Below are 17,158 nucleotides of genomic sequence, written 5' to 3' on the forward strand. Positions count from 1 at the left end.
TGCTGTATGTGGAAAGTAATCAAGCTTCAAGTTGTTTGAGGTCAAAGGTTGATGGGCAGCATTTCGCTAGACTGGAGATCAGTTAACTGATAAATAAGGTCTTATAGACAAAGAATTGGCAAAGGAGTAACTGCCAGTTTAATTTACATGGAAAAGGTATGAATAAGGTCCCATTTGCATTACAAAAAGAAACCAATAAGTACGTTGGTGTTCATGAAGTTGAACGAGGTCTGAAATGCGAATGTATCTGCCCCTCTTGTAAAACCCCCCTCAGTGCTCGAAAAGGTAATGTAAATACTTGGCACTTCTCTCACGCTACACGTGGTACATCTGATCAAACAGATAAGGACTGTGAGTTTTCCTTTTTTGTTTCTGTTACTCAGATGGCGAAGCAAATCTTTGCCGAGTCTAAGACTGAAAAGCTTCACGTACCATCATATCTCTATGACGTTGAAGATCGTCATCCAATTCATCAGTGCCGAATAAGCCGTGAAATACTAATTACACCTGCTTCCGATATAGAGATTGGTGAATGTGTGATTGAAGGCAGAGTTGGTAGGCATCAAGCAGATGTTGTTATCCATGTTGGTACTTACCAATTGGTTGTTGGTTTGTCTCATAAGCATAAAGCTTTTCTTATAGATCCAGAGTTACTGGATGGAATTGAAACAGGAGTGATCAACATAGATCTGACTGGAACATTGAAGATTTTTTCAGAGATGAATGGTCAGACTGAGAAAAGTTTTAAGAGTCTTCTTCGTGAGTATTTATTGATAGAGCTTGATAGTAAGGAATGGCTTTACCATTCACGTCAAGATGCAATGATTACCAGGGCTCGAGAGTTGTTACTCAAAGAGCCTATCTATATTTCTGCGGCAGCTGCATTAAAAAGTAAGAGTGCAGAAAAGAGAGGTGACTTTATAGATAGAGCTTTGGATGGTTTTGAACTTAATCGTAAATTTTAATTAATATTTGGAGATTTGCATGGATGTGCTGGTTTATATTTTTATCGGGTATCTTGTGTACAGATTTTTATTCAAGAAAAAAGACGATAAAAATAGCCAAAGAACAGTGGCTACTAGTAAGCCAAAATCTCAAAGTGTTAGGCAAGGCTTGTCTGTGAATGTTAAAACTAGTTCGATATCCTCCAGTAGTAGTGACGATGATGAATTAGCTACGTTTACTATTTCATATGGTTATGAGGAAGAAGAAAGCAATAATAAAACACCAGCGCGCTGGATAAAATCAGGCGATAAAATAGTGATAGCTGGAGTGGAGATTACAGGAGGTAATTTTTACTTTGGTGGTAAGTTGAAGGCCTTTTCTCAGGAAGATAGTTATTACATGAGAAATAGCACAGAAGCATCGCTCATCGACAACAGCCTAAAGATTCAACTGGAAGACCATTCTTTTACTGATGAGTCACTTAACTACTGGCCAAAATTCATCTCTATCTCTCCTCGCTGCAGGGGAGCGTATATTAATTGGTTAGCAAGTGAGAGAAATACTCCAGAAACTCCTCTGGGCTATGTGTTCATTTATTTTTATGGGTTAGAAAGAAGAATCGTAGTCGAAGCAGTCAAAGGTAATGTTTCTAAGACCGAGTATCAGGATATTTTTGCTGAAGTGACAAGGTTGAGAAGTATCTATGGAAGTAGTAGATCTTTTCGAAATTATTCATATCGATTACTTGAGTTTATGTGTATTCATGAACCTGATTTGGTCTCAATGGATAGTGAGTTACAAGCTTCACCTGACTCGTTGTTGTTTAGAGTGAATCTTGCGAGAACAGTACTAGAGGGTTCTGAAATACCTGCGGAATTAGCATTGGAGTGGATTAGAAATACTCAGGAATACTCACTTAGAACTCCTGCTCGTCGTTGCTCTCTAGAGTTCGCAGAGCTTTTTAAAGCTAAGTATATAGAGAAATTTGGAGAGGGGATTTTAGTAAAGCCTAATAAGACTAAGCTGCGTATAGGTTACCATTCTGCTAGTAGTACGTTGAGCGGTATTAGTTTAGATAAAGAAGACTTACCTGATCCTAGTATTTTGAAAGGGCCAGTTAAAAAACTAATCGTGATTGCTGATCAGTGTACAGATGCTCTAGAAGGCTATAGTCGATATCTTGGTAAAAAAGACACAGATAAAAATGATATAGCTGCGATTTTATTACTGCCTGACGAGTTAATCAATGATGTGAATTGTCCACAGCTCATTGGATTAAGGGAGTGGGCGGAAGATGTTATACAGAATCACAAGGGCATAGTTGAGTTTAAAGATTTTTGGAAGCACACAGAAAATAGTCTGCCAGAAAAAATTAATAAAAAGGAAGTTGAGCTAATCCAAAGTCTTACTGACAAAGCTGGTTTTGGGATGGCCCCTGACAATCGCTATCATCATGCGAAGCCATCTGTTGATGGAAAAATAGTCTTGTTTCATGATGGCCATGGTGAATACTTTCAACCTTCATCAATGTTTAATGAAACAGGAATGGTATTGCGTTTAGGGAGTATGGTTGCAGCAATTGACTCTAATATTGATGACAGAGAAGTAGAAATTCTGCATAACCTTATTGACCACGATACAAAATTATCTCCTGTCGAAAAACGATCACTTCACGCTTATCTTAATTGGCGGTTGAACTCGCCATCTAATATGACTGGACTGAAAGCTCGTTTAGAGAAGTTGGCTTCTAATGAAAAGGCATCGATAAGTCGTATCTTGGTTAGTGTTGCTCTTGCCGACGGAACGATTGATCCGAGAGAGATTAAACAGCTTGAGAAATTGTATACAGTATTGGGTTTGAATAAGGCAATGGTTACTAGTGATATCCATAGCATCACTTCAGCTCCAGTCCAACAACCTAAGTCACCAGCAGATAAGGTTGAAAAATACGAAACAGCAGGTTTTAAACTCGACGATGAGATTTTATCGATACATCAGGCAGCTACTAACGATGTTCAAAATATGCTTGGAGCTATCTTCTCGGAAGATGAAGAAAGTGAGCATGAGCCGCTGGAAGTGGCGGTGCAGAGTAATGCTATTGAAGGGCTGGATGATAAACATCTTGAGTTGTTCGCTTATCTTAAAGTTAAGGAAAAGTGGCCTCGTTCAGAAGTTGCAGAGTTTTGCCAAAGCCTTGGTTTAATGGTCGATGGGGCTTTAGAAGCAATTAATGATTGGTCATTCGATAAAGTAGATGCTCCCGTATTTGATGACGATGATGATATTTATGTAGATCAAGAAATCGTATTGGAATTAGAAGGTTAGATTAATGGCTGACAAAAGAATTAGGTTGAAGGAAAGGGATGCGATCATTCAGTCGTTGAAGTCTGGTGTGACTCCCAAAATAGGTATTCAGCATATACAAGTGGGTCGAGTGAATGAACTTAAGGCTCTGTACCAGGATATTGAAAGAATTGCAGAAGGCGGTTCAGGATTTCGATTAATAATTGGTGAGTATGGTTCAGGAAAGACTTTTTTCTTGAGTGTGGTCAGGTCGATTGCTTTAGAGAAAAAACTGGTAACTATCAATGCTGATTTATCGCCAGATAGAAGGATTCATGCATCAGGTGGACAGGCCAGGAATTTATATTCTGAACTAATGCGAAATCTCTCTACACGGAATAAGCCTGATGGGAATGCATTAACAAGCGTAGTTGAGCGGTTTATAACTGAAGCACGTAAGGATGCCGAAAAATCACGAGAAGATGTCTCAGATGTCATTCACAAAAAGCTATCAGCTCTTTCTGAGTTAGTAGGTGGTTATGATTTTGCTAAGGTTATTGAGTGTTATTGGTTGGGCCATGAGGAAGATAATGAGTCGTTGAAAGTAGCTGCAATACGTTGGCTAAGAGCAGAGTACTCTACAAAAACTGATGCGAAACGTGATTTAGGTGTCAGAACAATTATATCTGATGCATCGTTTTATGATGCTTTAAAGTTAATGAGTCTATTTGTTCGACAGGCAGGATATGCTGGATTACTCGTAAACCTTGATGAGTTGGTTAACCTCTATAAATTAAGTAGTACTCAAGCTCGCACTTCGAATTATGAGCAAGTTTTGAGAATACTGAATGATTGCCTTCAGGGATCTGCCGAACATTTAGGTTTCTTGCTGGGTGGAACCCCAGAGTTCCTTCTTGATCCTAGAAAAGGGCTCTATAGCTATGAAGCCCTGCAGTCTCGTTTAGCAGAGAACAGCTTTGCAAAAAATGCGGGTGTTATTGATTACTCATCACCAGCATTGCACTTGGCAAGCTTAACACCAGAAGAGCTTTACATTTTGTTGATGAATCTACGCCATGTATATGCGGGTGGAGATAAAGAGCAATATTTAATACCAGATGAAGCTCTAAAGGCATTCTTACAACATTGTAGTCGCACAATCGGCGATGCTTATTTTCGTACGCCTAGAAATACAATCAAATCATTTTTAGACATGCTGGCAGTGCTTGACCAGAACCCAAGTCTTAAATGGTCTGACTTAATTGCTGAACTGGTTATCGAGGAAGAGCAGCCCAGTGATATAGAACTAACGGAAGATGACTCAGAGTCTGATGAACTGATTAGTTTTAAGCTATGAAGGCGTCTTACGAACAGTTGGATGTGAGTGTTCAGAAGTGGCTCTTTAAACAAGGCTGGTCTGATCTCCGAGAGATACAAAAACTAGCTATAGAGCCTATTTTATCAGGATGCCAAGATGTTTTGATTAGTGCTTCTACAGCAGCGGGTAAGACAGAAGCTTTTTTTTTACCAGCATCTTCTGCTGTAGCTAATGTTAAAGACGGCTTTTCAATACTATATATAAGCCCTCTTAAAGCACTGATCAATGATCAGTATCGGCGGTTAGATAGCTTAGCAGAAATGTTGGAAATGGATGTCACGCCTTGGCACGGTGATAGTTCCCAAGCGAAGAAAAAGAAAGCTAGAAGCACGCCCTCTGGAATTCTATTGATTACTCCAGAGTCCCTTGAATCACTGCTTGTAAGAGAGTCAGGATGGGTAAACTCAGCATTTAACAGCTTATCGTATGTAGTAATTGATGAATTTCACGCTTTTATCGGTACTGAACGTGGCATGCAGTTATTGTCATTATTGAATCGTTTAGAGCATCTACTGGATCGATATGACAAACCGATTCCACGAGTTGCTTTGAGCGCTACTCTTGGTGACTTAGAGCAAGTGCCAAAGTCACTTAGACCAGATCAAAGCTTACCTTGTGAAATCATCACAAATTCGAAAAGTACAGCGACTATAAAATGCCAGGTTCGGGGATTTGTCGAGCCAGCAAGCCAGGAAGGTAATGCTGAATCAGCAGATACTCTTGTTTGCAGTGAGCTGTATCAATTGTGTCGTGGTGATTCTCACCTAGTTTTTGCAAATAGTAGAAATAACACCGAAAACTTGGCGGCTCGATTAGTCGAGATGTGCGAAGAGAATATTGTACCGAACGAATTTTTTCCCCATCACGGTTCACTATCCAAAGAACTTCGCGAGGATTTGGAACAACGGTTACAAAAGGGGAATTTGCCTACAACGGCTCTTTGCACAATGACCTTAGAGCTGGGCATTGATATTGGTAAGGTGAAGTCAGTAATACAGGTAAATGCTCCACATTCTGTATCCAGTTTGAGGCAGCGTCTCGGGCGTTCTGGCAGGCGGGGGAATCCTTCTATTCTCAGAATGTTCATAACTGAAGATGACGTTACGATACGTTCGGGGATTGTTGATAAGTTAAGGCTTGAGTTAGTTCAGTCACTGGCAATGATTCGATTACTGTTAGATAGCAAGTGGTTTGAGCCAGCAGATACGAGCCAGTATCATTTTTCGACTTTATTACATCAAGTTTTAGCTGTTACAGCTCAGTGGGGGGGAGTGAGAGCTGACCAATTATTCACTCTCCTTTGTAAGAAGGGCCCCTTTCAAAATGTTACTACTGAGCACTTTGTCTCCCTATTGAAGCATATGGGAAATACTAGACTCCTTACTCAACTTGGTAGTGGTGAGCTAGTACTCGGCATTGAAGGCGAGAAAATTGTTAACCATTACACATTTTATGCAGTATTTCAGACTCCTGAAGAATATCGTGTTGTAGTTGGAGCTAAGACTCTTGGCACATTGCCTGTTGATTCACTTGTTTTGCCTAGCCAACATATAGTTTTTGCTGGAAGAAGGTGGAAGGTACTTGATGTCGATTCTGACAAAAAGGTTATTAATGTAGAAGCCACTAAGGGAGGAAAACCACCTAAGTTTGGCGGTAGTGGTATGTTTACACACGGTAAAATTCGCCAGGAAATGTATAAAATATATTCTCAGGGTGATTATAGAATTGATCTTGGTAGTCAGAAAGTCGATTTTGCTGACGCAGTAGCTAGAGAATTGTTTAATGAAGGGGCTAAGTACTTTAAAGAAGCCAATTTGACTGAAGAATCAGTAATACAGTCAGGTAAGTCAGTTTGTATTCTAACTTGGAGTGGAGATCGAGTAGCAAATACTTTAGTTGCGATTTTACTCTCCAAAGGTGTTCAGGCAGGAAGTTATGCTGGAGTTGTTGAGGTTGAAAACTCTACAGTCACAAATGTTAAAAGAATGCTGAAGGATATAGTGGTAACAGGTTTACCAACTGAGACTGAACTTGCAGAAATGGCATCTGATAAAATAATAGATAAATTCGATGAATTAGTATCGCCAGAAATTCTTTCGATTGGTTTTGGTCACAGAGTTTTTGATGTGAAAAAATTACATAGTTATTTAGTAAGTATGTTTTGATTTTTTGGTAAATGTATGTCATTTGTTTTTAATAAGTTTTTTATTTTCATTGCGTTTGTTTTGATTATAATTGGCTGTGTTATCTTTAAATTTTTAGTGAATAGTACTGTTACCTTGTATTTCAATTCTACAGATACAGTATATTCAATATCAGATGTTCAGTTAGCCAGTGTCAGAACATTTTTATTTATAAGAAACATGGATAGCGATAGCCAAACAGGTTGTTATTTAATAGATAGGAATAGCTCTATCGATTTTCAGTTTAAGAGTTGTGTAGCGATTGAAATAAATGATAATGTTAAAAACTATCACGTAAGAACTGACTTAGATGTTGAAGATAATGATAGAGTTCATTTTGACTTAGTTAGGGAGTCCTTAGTAGATAAGACTGTTGAGAAATTTGGATCTGTAGCGTCTAGTGTAGTTTCTGCTTCGGTAAAGCATAAGGGTGTAAAATTTGCGTCTGGTTTAGTAAATTCGCTAGTTGGTGGTGATGCTTATAACGTTGACAGCTCTTTGTTAAATAAAATGAAAGTATCAAAGCTTATTTTCTTAGAGAGGTTTAGCTATAAGAGCCCTAACGATATTACTTTAGTGTTTCAAGGGGATAATTTTAATTCAAAGGGACGTAATATAAATATTAAAGGGCGCTTTGGCATGGGGCTTGAGTACATTTCATTATTCAGTGATTGATATTTTGGTTATTGGGTCGACAAACTTCTATAGAGTTGAGTGCAAATGTCTACTTGAGTAGCAGCTGATAAAATAACTGGATAAATCTATTAATTTGTTGTCGCTTAAAACGGGAGATGCACTGTTAATGGATGATGCATCTATATTGCCCTTTGTCGTTCGAGTTAACACAACAGATATGCCACCATCTTTCTCAGACATGCCATATCTAAATTTATGGAAGAACGGATGGAGCTCGTTAGATTTGGATCAGTTTTCTCAGCAGTGGAAGTCTTAAGTAGATTTTAACGGTTGGAGTCACAGGTACGTGAAAACAGCACATAGGATTGAAGGCCGTAAGATGCTTATCCTGCTGCTTTTGGTACTATCTATACTGTGATGGCATATCTTGACTGTCTTCTGTAGATATATTTTTATGGGTGAATGCGGAAAAGTTTGGATTTCCGAGATTTCTGCCACCCTGTCTTTAGCCACTAATCTCCTTACTCTGTAAGCCTTTCAGCTCATTTCTATTCGTCCAAATTTTTCCAAACTCAGTTTGGATGTGGATTGGATTTCACACTTGTTTAAGGCCTGCCTGGCCATTTTAAGACTGTGTGAAAAATACTCAGCAATCTGTTTATTGTGTTTTGTGACCGGCGGTCATAAAATGACGGCCGGTTTTAATAAGTATGTCTGAATCTATGAATGAACGTAAAGCGAGAGAGTTCAGCCGCCGGGAACGGGACATTCTCGACAGCACTCTGGAATTACTGGCGGGAGAGCACTGGGAGACCCTCAGTGTCGACAAAATTGCCCGCCACACCGGTATAGGGAAAGGCACGGTATATAAGCATTTCAGCTGTAAAGATGACATTTACGCCTGCCTGCTGTTTGAAGATTGTCAGCAGATGCATGAAGCATTCCTGACGCTGGCCCAGGACAGGTCACTCAGCGGGCTGGAGCAGATGCGCGGCATGTTGCTGTACGCCTTTGAGTTCCACCGGGATAACGTGGCACATCAGCATATGCATGTGCACTGCAAGCAGCGCTCTTTCCGGGAGCGGATCAGTCCCGAGTATCTGGAAAAGCTGGATGTCATTGACGGGCAGCTCACTGAAGCCTTTGGCCTGGCGGTACGCAACGGCATTGAAGAAGGCGATGTGAACCCGGCGATGTCGCAGGAAATGATGATCGCCGGTATGAGCGCTACCTTTGAAGGGGCGATGATCACTCTGCAGGAAGGTGGTAGCTGTAAACATCAGATGTTAGAAACCTACGAACAGAAAACCGAATACATTAATCAGGTGGTGGACTATATGCTCGCCGCAATTACCGGCCGTCTGACCCGGCCTGTGGAACAGGGAAAACCATGAATAAATCAGTATTGCTGGCAATTGCCGTTGTTATCGGACTGGGTGCCTGGATGGCGTCCGGGATGCAGGAAGAGGCACCTGATCAGGTTGCTGCTGAGCCGGTAGTGGAAGAAAAGCCGCTGATGAAGGTAAAGGTACAGGATTCGGATGCTACCAAGGTTCAGCAATTGGTAAAAGTACAGGGGCAGGTTGAGGCAAACCGTACCCTGGAAGTGAAGGTTGAAATCGATGGCCGGGTGTCCGGCTTACCGGTGGATGAAGGTCAGCGGCTGGCAGCAGGGGATAATCTGATCGAGATTTCCGCTGACTACCGCTCTGCGCAACTGGCTGAGGCAAAGGCTCTGCTGAAGCAGCGTCGCAGTGATCTGGCAGCCAGCATTAAACTGAAGAAGCGTGGTCTGCAGTCCCAGAACCGGGTTATTGCCGATCAGGCGGCGGTGCAGGCTGCGCAGGCGCAGCTGGCACGCATTGAGCATGAAATAAAAGAGACCCGGGTGGTCGCTCCTTTTGATGGGGTTCTGAATACACGGGTGGTTGAGTTAGGGGACTTTTTACAGACCGGTGATGTGATCGGTGAGCTGGTGGACGACGGTACCGTTAAGATTACCGGGCAGGTGCCGCAGCACAGTGTGGGCCGTCTGCAGGAAAATCAGAATGTAGAGGCTGAGCTGAATAACGGTCTGCAACTGACCGGCAAGTTGAGCTATATCTCGCCGGTAGCTGATGCGGTCACCCGCAGTTACCGGGTTGAGGTACAGATCCCTAATCCTGATCATCTGCGGATTATCGGCCTGTCGGCAACTCTGCTGTTACCGGCCGGTGAGCAGATGGGGCATCTGTTGCCTGGGTCGGTTCTGGGGCTGGATGAAGCCGGCAACCTGCGGGTGAAGCTGGTAGACAGAGATAACCGGGTCAGTAATGCCCGGGTGGAAATCATCCGTACTGATCAGCGCGGTTTCTGGCTCAGCGGTCTGGATGAAAATGTGCGTGTCATCATGGTGGGTCAGGAGTTTGTTGCCAGCGGTGAAGAGATTGATCCGGTGACGGACGTTGACCTGGCAGTGTCTGCCAGCGACAGCACACAGGGAGGCTAAGGGATGATTGCAGCACTTGTTGCCGCGGCAATTGACCGTAGCCGCACCAGTATTCTGATTTTACTGTTTTTTCTGGTAGGCGGTTTTGCCGCGTTTCAGAGTATTCCCAAAGAAGCGGACCCGGATGTTGCCATTCCGATCATGTATGTGTCGATCGCCTTTGACGGTATATCACCGGACGATGCGGTGCGCCTGCTGGTACGGCCAATGGAGAAGGAACTCAAATCCATTGAAGGGGTAAAAGAAATGCGTTCGGTCGGCTCCGAAGGACATGCCTCTGTTACCCTGGAATTTGATGCCGGCTTTGACAGTGACAAAGCCCTGCAGGACGTTCGGGAAAAGGTCGATATTGCCAAGAGTAAGTTACCGGAAGATGCCGAAGAGCCACAGATTCATGAGGTCAACGTAGCCCTGTTTCCGGTGCTTAACATTGCCCTTGCCGGGCCGTTGTCTGAGCGGGTAAAGCTCAAGGTGGCGAAAGATCTGAAAGATGAAATTGAAGGTGTTGCCGGGGTGCTTGAGGTGGACATCGGCGGTGAACGTGAAGAGCTGATGGAAATCGTCATCGAGCCACAACTGCTGGAAAGCTATGAGCTGGATTTCCAGACCGTGCTGGACAGCGTGGCCCGGAATAACCAGCTGGTGGCCGCCGGGGCAGTGGATACCGGCAGCGGCCGGCAGGTGCTGAAAGTACCGGGAGTGGTGTCCGAGCTGGAAGATATGCTCAATATGCCGGTGAAATCCTCAGCGGGAACCGTGGTGACTGTCGGCGATATTGCGACTATCCGTAAAACCTATAAAGATCCGCAGGGGTTTGCCCGGGTCGGTGGCGGCGACGCCATGGTGCTGGAGGTGAAGAAAAAGGTCGGCGCCAATATTATCGATACCATTCAGGAAGTTCAGAGTATCGTTGCTGAGCACAGCACCCTCTGGCCTCAGGGCCTTGAATACAGCTATATTCTGGATCAGTCCACCCAGATCAAATCGATGCTGCGGGACCTGATGAACAACGTACTGAGCGGCATCATTCTGGTCATGGTGGTGGTTCTGGCTGCCATGGGGTTACGTACCTCATTGCTGGTGGGGCTGGCTATTCCGGGCTCTTTCCTGGCCAGTATGATGGTGCTGAACCTGATGGGCTTCACCCTTAACATAGTTGTGCTATTCAGTCTTATTCTGGTGGTGGGCATGCTGGTGGACGGTGCGATTGTGGTGACCGAGCTGGCGGAGCGCCGCATGAGTCAGGGCCTCAGTGCCCGTGATTCATTCCGTTATGCCGCATCCAGAATGGCCTGGCCGGTGATTGCCGGTACTGCCACGACGCTGGTGGTATTTATGCCGCTGATGTTCTGGCCCGGCGTTATCGGTGAATTTATGAAGTATCTGCCGGCAACCGTGGTGGTCTGTCTGACAGCTTCGCTGTTTATGGCGCTGATCTTTCTCCCGGTGCTGGGGGCTGTGAGTGCCCGGCGTAAGCAAAATACAGCGCAGGCAAGTGATGAATATGCGTTACCGGAAACGGCCGTTAACAAAGCCTATGTAAAGATAATGACGCGGTTACTGCGCTACCCGCTGGTGACACTGTTTGTGGCGCTGATTGCCATCAGCAGCAGCTACGTTGCCTACGGTGTATTTGGCAAGGGCGTTGAGTTCTTTCCGGATGTCGAGCCGGAAATGGTGCTGCTGAATATCCATGCCCGGGGTGATCTTTCTGTCTATGAGAAGGACGCCATACTCCGGGATGTGGAACAGCGGGTGATGCCGGTGGAAGGCTATAAGTCAGTCTACGCCCGCAGCTACAATGCGCCGCCGAATGATGTGGCTGAAGATGTCATTGGTATCATTCAGTTTCAGCTGGATGACTGGGATAAACGGGCCACCGCCACTGAAATACTGGCTGAAATGAAAGCCCGCACTGCAGACGTTCCCGGGATCATTCTGGAAACCCGTAAAGGGGAAAACGGCCCGAGTTCCGGTAAGCCGATTAAATTACTCGTCAGCGGTTATGACAATGAAATTCTCTACCGCACGGTGGCGGATATCCGCGAAATGATGAAGGGGATCGGCGGCTTTAAAGGTGCGGAAGATGATCGGCCGCTGCCGGGGATCGACTGGGAGATTGATGTCGACCGTGAAGAAGCGGGCCGTTACGGTGCCAGTATTGCGCTGGTAGGGCAGGCGGTACAGCTGATTACCAACGGGGTGAAAGTGACCGACTACCGGCCGGAAACCTCCGACGATGAAGTGGATATCATGATTCGTTTCCCGGCGGACAAACGCAACCTGGATCAGCTCATGCAATTACAGCTGAGTACCAGCGTGGGCATGGTGCCAATGTCTAATTTTGTGACGCTGAAACCGTCCCCTAAAACCGGTTCCCTGAAGCGGGTGGACAGCCGCCGTACGATTACCATTCAGGCGGATGTGCAGGAAGGCGTGCTGGCCAATGATCAGGTGCTGGCCATGCAGGCGGCGCTGGCGAAATATGCTTTTGATCCGCAGATCAAGCTGACCTTTAAAGGTGAAGATGAGCAGCAGAAAGAAACCGGCGAGTTTCTGGTCAGTGCCTTCAGTACGGCACTGTTCCTGATGGCACTGATTCTGGTCACCCAGTTTAACAGCCTGTATCAGGCCGGGCTGGTGCTGTCCGCAATCGTGTTTTCCACGGCAGGTGTGTTGATCGGCCTGATGGTGACCGGCCAGCCGTTCGGCATCGTCATGGTGGGGGTGGGGATCATCGCGCTGGCAGGCATTGTTGTGAATAACAACATTGTCCTGATTGACTGTTATAACGATCTGCGCCGCAACGGGTATTCGCCCTTTGATGCGGCACTGCATACCGGCAGTCTGCGTCTGCGTCCGGTGGTGCTGACTGCAGTGACCACTGTACTGGGCCTGATGCCGATGGTACTGGCGATGAACATTGATCTGATTAACCGGGATATCAGCTTCGGGGCACCTTCCACCCAGTGGTGGACGCAGTTATCCAGTGCCATTGCCGGCGGGTTATCCTTTGCAACCATTCTGACATTGTTCCTGACACCCTGCCTGCTGGTGCTGGGAGACAGAAAACTGTTCCGCCGTAAGGCAGATAAGGTAGCTGAAGAAGTTGCGGAGCCTGTTGATTCTCCCGCCGTCTGAGTCTGTTTAAGGTTATACACAGAAACATAGCGATAACTCTGTGTATAACCTTTTGGTAACTCCTTATAGCGGCCATTCTGTGACTGTTTAAGACTTAAGGTTAATTTTCAAACAACTTTTTAACAAACGGCTTTAACCGGTTGTTTACCCGGTATTTTTATCATTTTTTTCTGTTGCCTGAAGGCGTAACCAGTCCCTGAGCGTTGCGCCATTCTGATGGCTGCTGTGTGCCTCCATCGCCGGTGCCGAAAGGTAATAACTGCAGTTAGACTGTATGGTCTCAAACGGTGCGATTAATTGGCCGTTCTGCAGTTCAGTGCCGACCAGCGCTTTGCGTGCCATGGCGATTCCAAGCCCTGCAGTCGCCGCCGCAATGGCCATATCTGAACGGTTAAAGAAATGGCCAGTGTTACTGGCAATGTGCTGACGTTCGGTACGGTCCAGCCAGTAGCGCCATTCGTCATCCCTCTGTGCATTCCGCCACGGTTTATCGTCATGTAGCAGGGTAACCTGCTCCCAGAAATCATTCGCGGTGATATTAAACGCCTGCAGGTAAGCGGGGCTGGCCACCGGGAAGATATGTTCATCCATCAGCCGTTCAGTGTCTGGTCCGGCATTTTCACTGTCCAGGGAATAGTCGATGAGCAGATCAAAGCCGGTGTGTTTATCAGGATCGACCAGCGAGGTTTCAGCAAAGGCGGAAACCTTGATCTGTGGATATTCCAGACTGAAATGCCTGAGTTTGGGGATCAGCCATTTAAAGACCAGTGACGGGGTGGAATACAGCCGCAGTTCGGAATGTTCAGATTGCTGCAATTCGTGAATGGCTCCACTGATCCGGCTGACTGCCTGATCAGTGACCTGTTGCAGCATTGCACCGGCAGACGTTAGCCGGATACCGTCCGGCTGACGGGTAAACAGTTGTAACCCCAACTGGGTTTCCAGCTTGCGGATTTGCTGACTGACGGCTCCGGTGGTGATGTGCAGTTCCCGGGCGGCGGCGGTAAAACTCAGATGGCGGGCACAGGCGGAAAAGTACACCAGGGTGGTAAATATCCGGGGATGTAAGTCTGTCATAGATTGCCTGTAGTTTTTCTAAAGGGGTATTTAAAAGGTATCGTTTGTTTATAGCGCGCTTTGTATTCAGGATACAGCCTGTTGATGAGTATTACTAAAGCCATTCACCTGAATGGGAATACGGGAGAGAGATTGTGTCATCACTGAATCTGACCGCTGAACAGCAGGATCACTTACGTGCAGCTACACCACAGTTATGGTTAAACCCGCAGTATCTGCAGGATCGGGCGATTCTGGCAGCGCCTGAGGTTGATGCACTTTATGAGGCAGAAGCTAGGCTACAGCGCTTTGCCCCCTTGCTGGCAATCCTGTTTCCTGAGTTACAGGCCAGTGGCGGTCTGATCGAGTCAGGCCTGACGGATACACAGCCGTTTGGCACTGAATTTACAAAGGGCTGCGAAGGCCGGTTATTCCTGAAAGCGGATCATCAGTTGCCGGTGGCCGGTTCGATTAAAGCCCGGGGCGGCATTCATGAAGTACTGTGCTTCGCGGAAGCGCTGGCCCGGCAGGAAGGGTTGCTGGATGCTGAAGGGGATTACAGGGCCCTGAACAATGCCGCTGCTAAGGAGGTCTTTTCCCGCTACAGGGTTTCAGTGGGCAGTACCGGCAATCTGGGGCTGAGCATTGGCATCATGAGTGCGGCGCTGGGTTTCAAAGCCGAAGTGCATATGTCTGCGGATGCCAAAGACTGGAAGAAGCAGCGCCTGACTGACCGGGGCGTGAAAGTGATTGAGCATCAGGCGGATTACGGTGCCGCAGTGGCCGCCGGCCGTGCCGCTGCTGAAGCCGACCCTTACGGATACTTTGTTGATGATGAACGTTCGCCTCATCTGTTTATGGGTTATGCCGTCGCCGCGCTGCGGCTGGAATCCCAGTTACAGGCCGCCGGGGTCAGGGTGGATGCTGAGCACCCTCTGTTTGTATATTTGCCAGCGGGAGTTGGCGGTGCGCCGGGTGGTATAGCTTTTGGCCTGAAGATGCTGTTTGGCCGCTATGTGCACTGTTTTTTTGCTGAGCCGGTACAGGCGCCCTGCATGTTACTGGGTATGGCTGGAAATGCAGGTGATGCGCCTGTCAGCGTGAGCGAATTTGGGCTGAGCATTGATACCGAGGCCGACGGACTGGCGGTAGGGACCGCTTCCCAGTGGGTGTGTGACGCGACCCGTAATCTGATTTCCGGAGTGTATACGGCACCGGACGCGTCTTTATACCGGCAGCTTTACCGGCTAAAGCAGTTCGCGGATACCGAGGTAGAGCCGTCTGCCGCGATTGGTTGCCTGGGACCGGAAGTGCTGACAGGGGAGGCTGGCAGGGCGTATCTGCAGGCGCATAAGTTGGAAGGGCTGATGAAAAATGCCACCCATATCGCCTGGCTGACCGGGGGGAGTTTTGTACCTGAGCAAGAGTACGGGCGTTATCTGGATAAAGCCCGGGTGATTGCCGGCGTATAGCAGATCAGTGGATCTCAGCCAGCCCCAGCTCGATGCCGCTGAGGCGCAGCACAATGCTGTTAAGGGTTAACCAGGCATCACCCGGTGCGCCCTTGATTTGCTGGTCAACCGTCATGCACTGGCTGAGCATCTGCTGCAGTGCCTGCGGAGCAATGCGGCGGGCAGCAGCCTGCAGCTGGCCTTTGCGCTTACCCCAGATACGTTCTTTCTGGCAGATAGCCTCGTATTGCTGGCCCTGAGCCAGGCCCTGCTGAACGGTCAGCAGGGTGCGCACTTCACGGCTGATGGCCCACAGGGCGACCGGCGCTTCGGTGCCTTCCTGACGCAGTACCTGAATGATCTTGTTACAGCGGGCGGTCTGTTGCAGCAGGGCGGCGTCTACCAGACCATAGATATCGTAGCGGGAGCTGTCGGACACGCTGTCGATCACCTGATCGGCGTCCAGTGTTTGTCCGGGGTAGAGCAGGTTAAGCTTATCCAGTTCCTGCTTAGCTGCCAGCAAGTTGCCTTCCACCCGCTCGCACAGCAGCTGGACGGCATCCCGGTCGAGGGTCAGGCCAATCTGCTTTGCCCGGTTATTCAGCCAGCCGGGTAACTGCTGCGCTTCTACCGGCCAGATCTGAACGATCATGCCGGTTTTGTCGATGGCTTTAAACCAGGCGCTTTTCTGCGCCGCACCGTCGAGCTTATCAGCGATGATCAGCAGGACGTTGTCCGGTGCCGGGTTGGCGAGATATTCACGGAGAATTTCACTGGCTTGCTTATTGGGCTTGCTGCCCCCTAAGCGCAGTTCGATAATTTTCTTTTCAGCGAAAAGTGACAGGGCGTTGGCGCATTCCAGCAGGTAGGTCCATTTGAAATTAGCTTCGGCGTGCAGGGTTTCCCGTTCCGAGAAACCCTGATCAACCAGATACTGACGCAGGAGGTCACAACTTTCTTCAATCAGCAGTGGTTCGTCACCGGTCACCAGATAAACCGGTAGCGGTGCGCCCTTAAGCTGGCTGGCAAGTTGTTCCGGCTTGGCCTTCATGGCGAATTACTGCGCTGGTTTGATGGCGCTGTAAATCCGAACGATCTGGTCAGCCAGACGTTCAGACATTTCAGTGCGCAGCTGGGATTCTTCTGCGTCACTGGCGGTTTGCGCGTTCGCATCGTAATCGTAAGTACGGTCAAGGCGCAGGGTTTGCGGCGCCACCACGATTTCGTTATTCCGGTCGAGAATTTCGAAGGTGATGGTGGTGCGCAGTTCATACTCATCAACACTGTTGCTGGAGCTGATGGTTGAAGTTCTGCGTTCCTGACGTTCTTCCAGCAGGTTAATCCGGTAGTTGGCTTCAATATTGCCCACCAGTTTCACGTCGTTCGCCTTCAGGTTACGTTCCAGCGGACGAAACACCGAATAGTTTTCCCTGCCGGTTTTATTGATAACCGCCAGCTTAAGGCTTTCATCAAGGCTGATGATGCCCTTCAGCTGAAAACCACAGGCACTCAGAAAGAGTGCCATAACGGTGATCGCAAAAAACCTGTGCAGCGAAAATGTCCGTGGGCTCTGGTGGGTCATGCTTAATTCCTTTTG

At 47.1% G+C, this 17,158-nt stretch carries 12 protein-coding genes; 9 read left to right on the forward strand and 3 right to left on the reverse strand.

Annotated features, from left to right (window positions below; all coding sequences use genetic code 11):
- Positions 1 to 158 precede the first annotated feature (158 nt).
- From PCI15_RS04665 to PCI15_RS04700, 8 genes are all read left to right on the forward strand, one after another.
- The gene (locus tag PCI15_RS04665) at positions 159 to 965 is read left to right on the forward strand and encodes a competence protein CoiA family protein (protein WP_271273198.1); all 807 of its coding nucleotides are present in this window, start codon (positions 159 to 161) and stop codon (positions 963 to 965) included.
- A gap of 19 nt (positions 966 to 984) precedes the next feature.
- The gene (locus PCI15_RS04670; protein WP_271273199.1) at positions 985 to 3,270 is read left to right on the forward strand and encodes a tellurite resistance TerB family protein; all 2,286 of its coding nucleotides are present in this window, start codon (positions 985 to 987) and stop codon (positions 3,268 to 3,270) included.
- Positions 3,271 to 3,274: 4 nt separating this feature from the next.
- Positions 3,275 to 4,585, forward strand: a complete 1,311-nt coding sequence (locus PCI15_RS04675; RefSeq protein ID WP_271273200.1) for an ATP-binding protein — start codon at positions 3,275 to 3,277, stop codon at positions 4,583 to 4,585.
- On the forward strand, positions 4,582 to 6,771 hold the full coding sequence (locus tag PCI15_RS04680; RefSeq protein WP_271273201.1) for a DEAD/DEAH box helicase: 2,190 nt from the start codon (positions 4,582 to 4,584) through the stop codon (positions 6,769 to 6,771). The genes PCI15_RS04675 and PCI15_RS04680 overlap by 4 nt, the downstream gene beginning before the upstream one ends.
- A 15-nt stretch (positions 6,772 to 6,786) precedes the next feature.
- Positions 6,787 to 7,464 carry a hypothetical protein gene (locus tag PCI15_RS04685; RefSeq protein ID WP_271273202.1) on the forward strand — a complete coding sequence of 226 codons (678 nt, stop codon included), beginning with the start codon at positions 6,787 to 6,789 and terminating at the stop codon, positions 7,462 to 7,464.
- A gap of 671 nt (positions 7,465 to 8,135) precedes the next feature.
- Positions 8,136 to 8,819 (forward strand): TetR/AcrR family transcriptional regulator, encoded by a 684-nt coding sequence (locus tag PCI15_RS04690; RefSeq protein WP_271273203.1) that lies wholly within the window; start codon positions 8,136 to 8,138, stop codon positions 8,817 to 8,819.
- A complete protein-coding gene (locus PCI15_RS04695; RefSeq protein ID WP_271273204.1) occupies positions 8,816 to 9,913 on the forward strand; it encodes an efflux RND transporter periplasmic adaptor subunit in 1,098 nt (365 codons plus the stop codon). Before PCI15_RS04690 ends, PCI15_RS04695 begins: the two co-directional genes overlap by 4 nt.
- A 3-nt stretch (positions 9,914 to 9,916) precedes the next feature.
- On the forward strand, positions 9,917 to 13,054 hold the full coding sequence (locus PCI15_RS04700; RefSeq protein WP_271273205.1) for an efflux RND transporter permease subunit: 3,138 nt from the start codon (positions 9,917 to 9,919) through the stop codon (positions 13,052 to 13,054).
- Positions 13,055 to 13,198: 144 nt separating this feature from the next.
- Here PCI15_RS04700 and PCI15_RS04705 read toward each other — a convergent pair whose 3' ends face one another.
- Complete coding sequence (locus tag PCI15_RS04705) at positions 13,199 to 14,131, reverse strand: LysR family transcriptional regulator (protein WP_271273206.1); 933 nt, start codon at positions 14,129 to 14,131, stop codon at positions 13,199 to 13,201.
- 134 nt (positions 14,132 to 14,265) lie between these two features.
- Between PCI15_RS04705 and dsdA the strand changes: the two genes are divergently transcribed.
- Positions 14,266 to 15,582, forward strand: coding sequence for a D-serine ammonia-lyase (gene dsdA / locus PCI15_RS04710; protein ID WP_271273207.1), 1,317 nt, complete (start codon positions 14,266 to 14,268; stop codon positions 15,580 to 15,582).
- Between the two features lie 4 nt (positions 15,583 to 15,586).
- Here dsdA and holA read toward each other — a convergent pair whose 3' ends face one another.
- The gene (holA, locus tag PCI15_RS04715; RefSeq protein WP_271273208.1) at positions 15,587 to 16,612 is read right to left on the reverse strand and encodes a DNA polymerase III subunit delta; all 1,026 of its coding nucleotides are present in this window, start codon (positions 16,610 to 16,612) and stop codon (positions 15,587 to 15,589) included.
- Between the two features lie 6 nt (positions 16,613 to 16,618).
- Positions 16,619 to 17,143, reverse strand: coding sequence for an LPS-assembly lipoprotein LptE (locus tag PCI15_RS04720; RefSeq protein WP_271273209.1), 525 nt, complete (start codon positions 17,141 to 17,143; stop codon positions 16,619 to 16,621).
- Positions 17,144 to 17,158 lie beyond the last annotated feature (15 nt).

Source organism: Aliamphritea hakodatensis (assembly GCF_024347195.1).
Classification (GTDB): Bacteria; Pseudomonadota; Gammaproteobacteria; order Pseudomonadales; family Balneatricaceae; genus Amphritea; species Amphritea hakodatensis.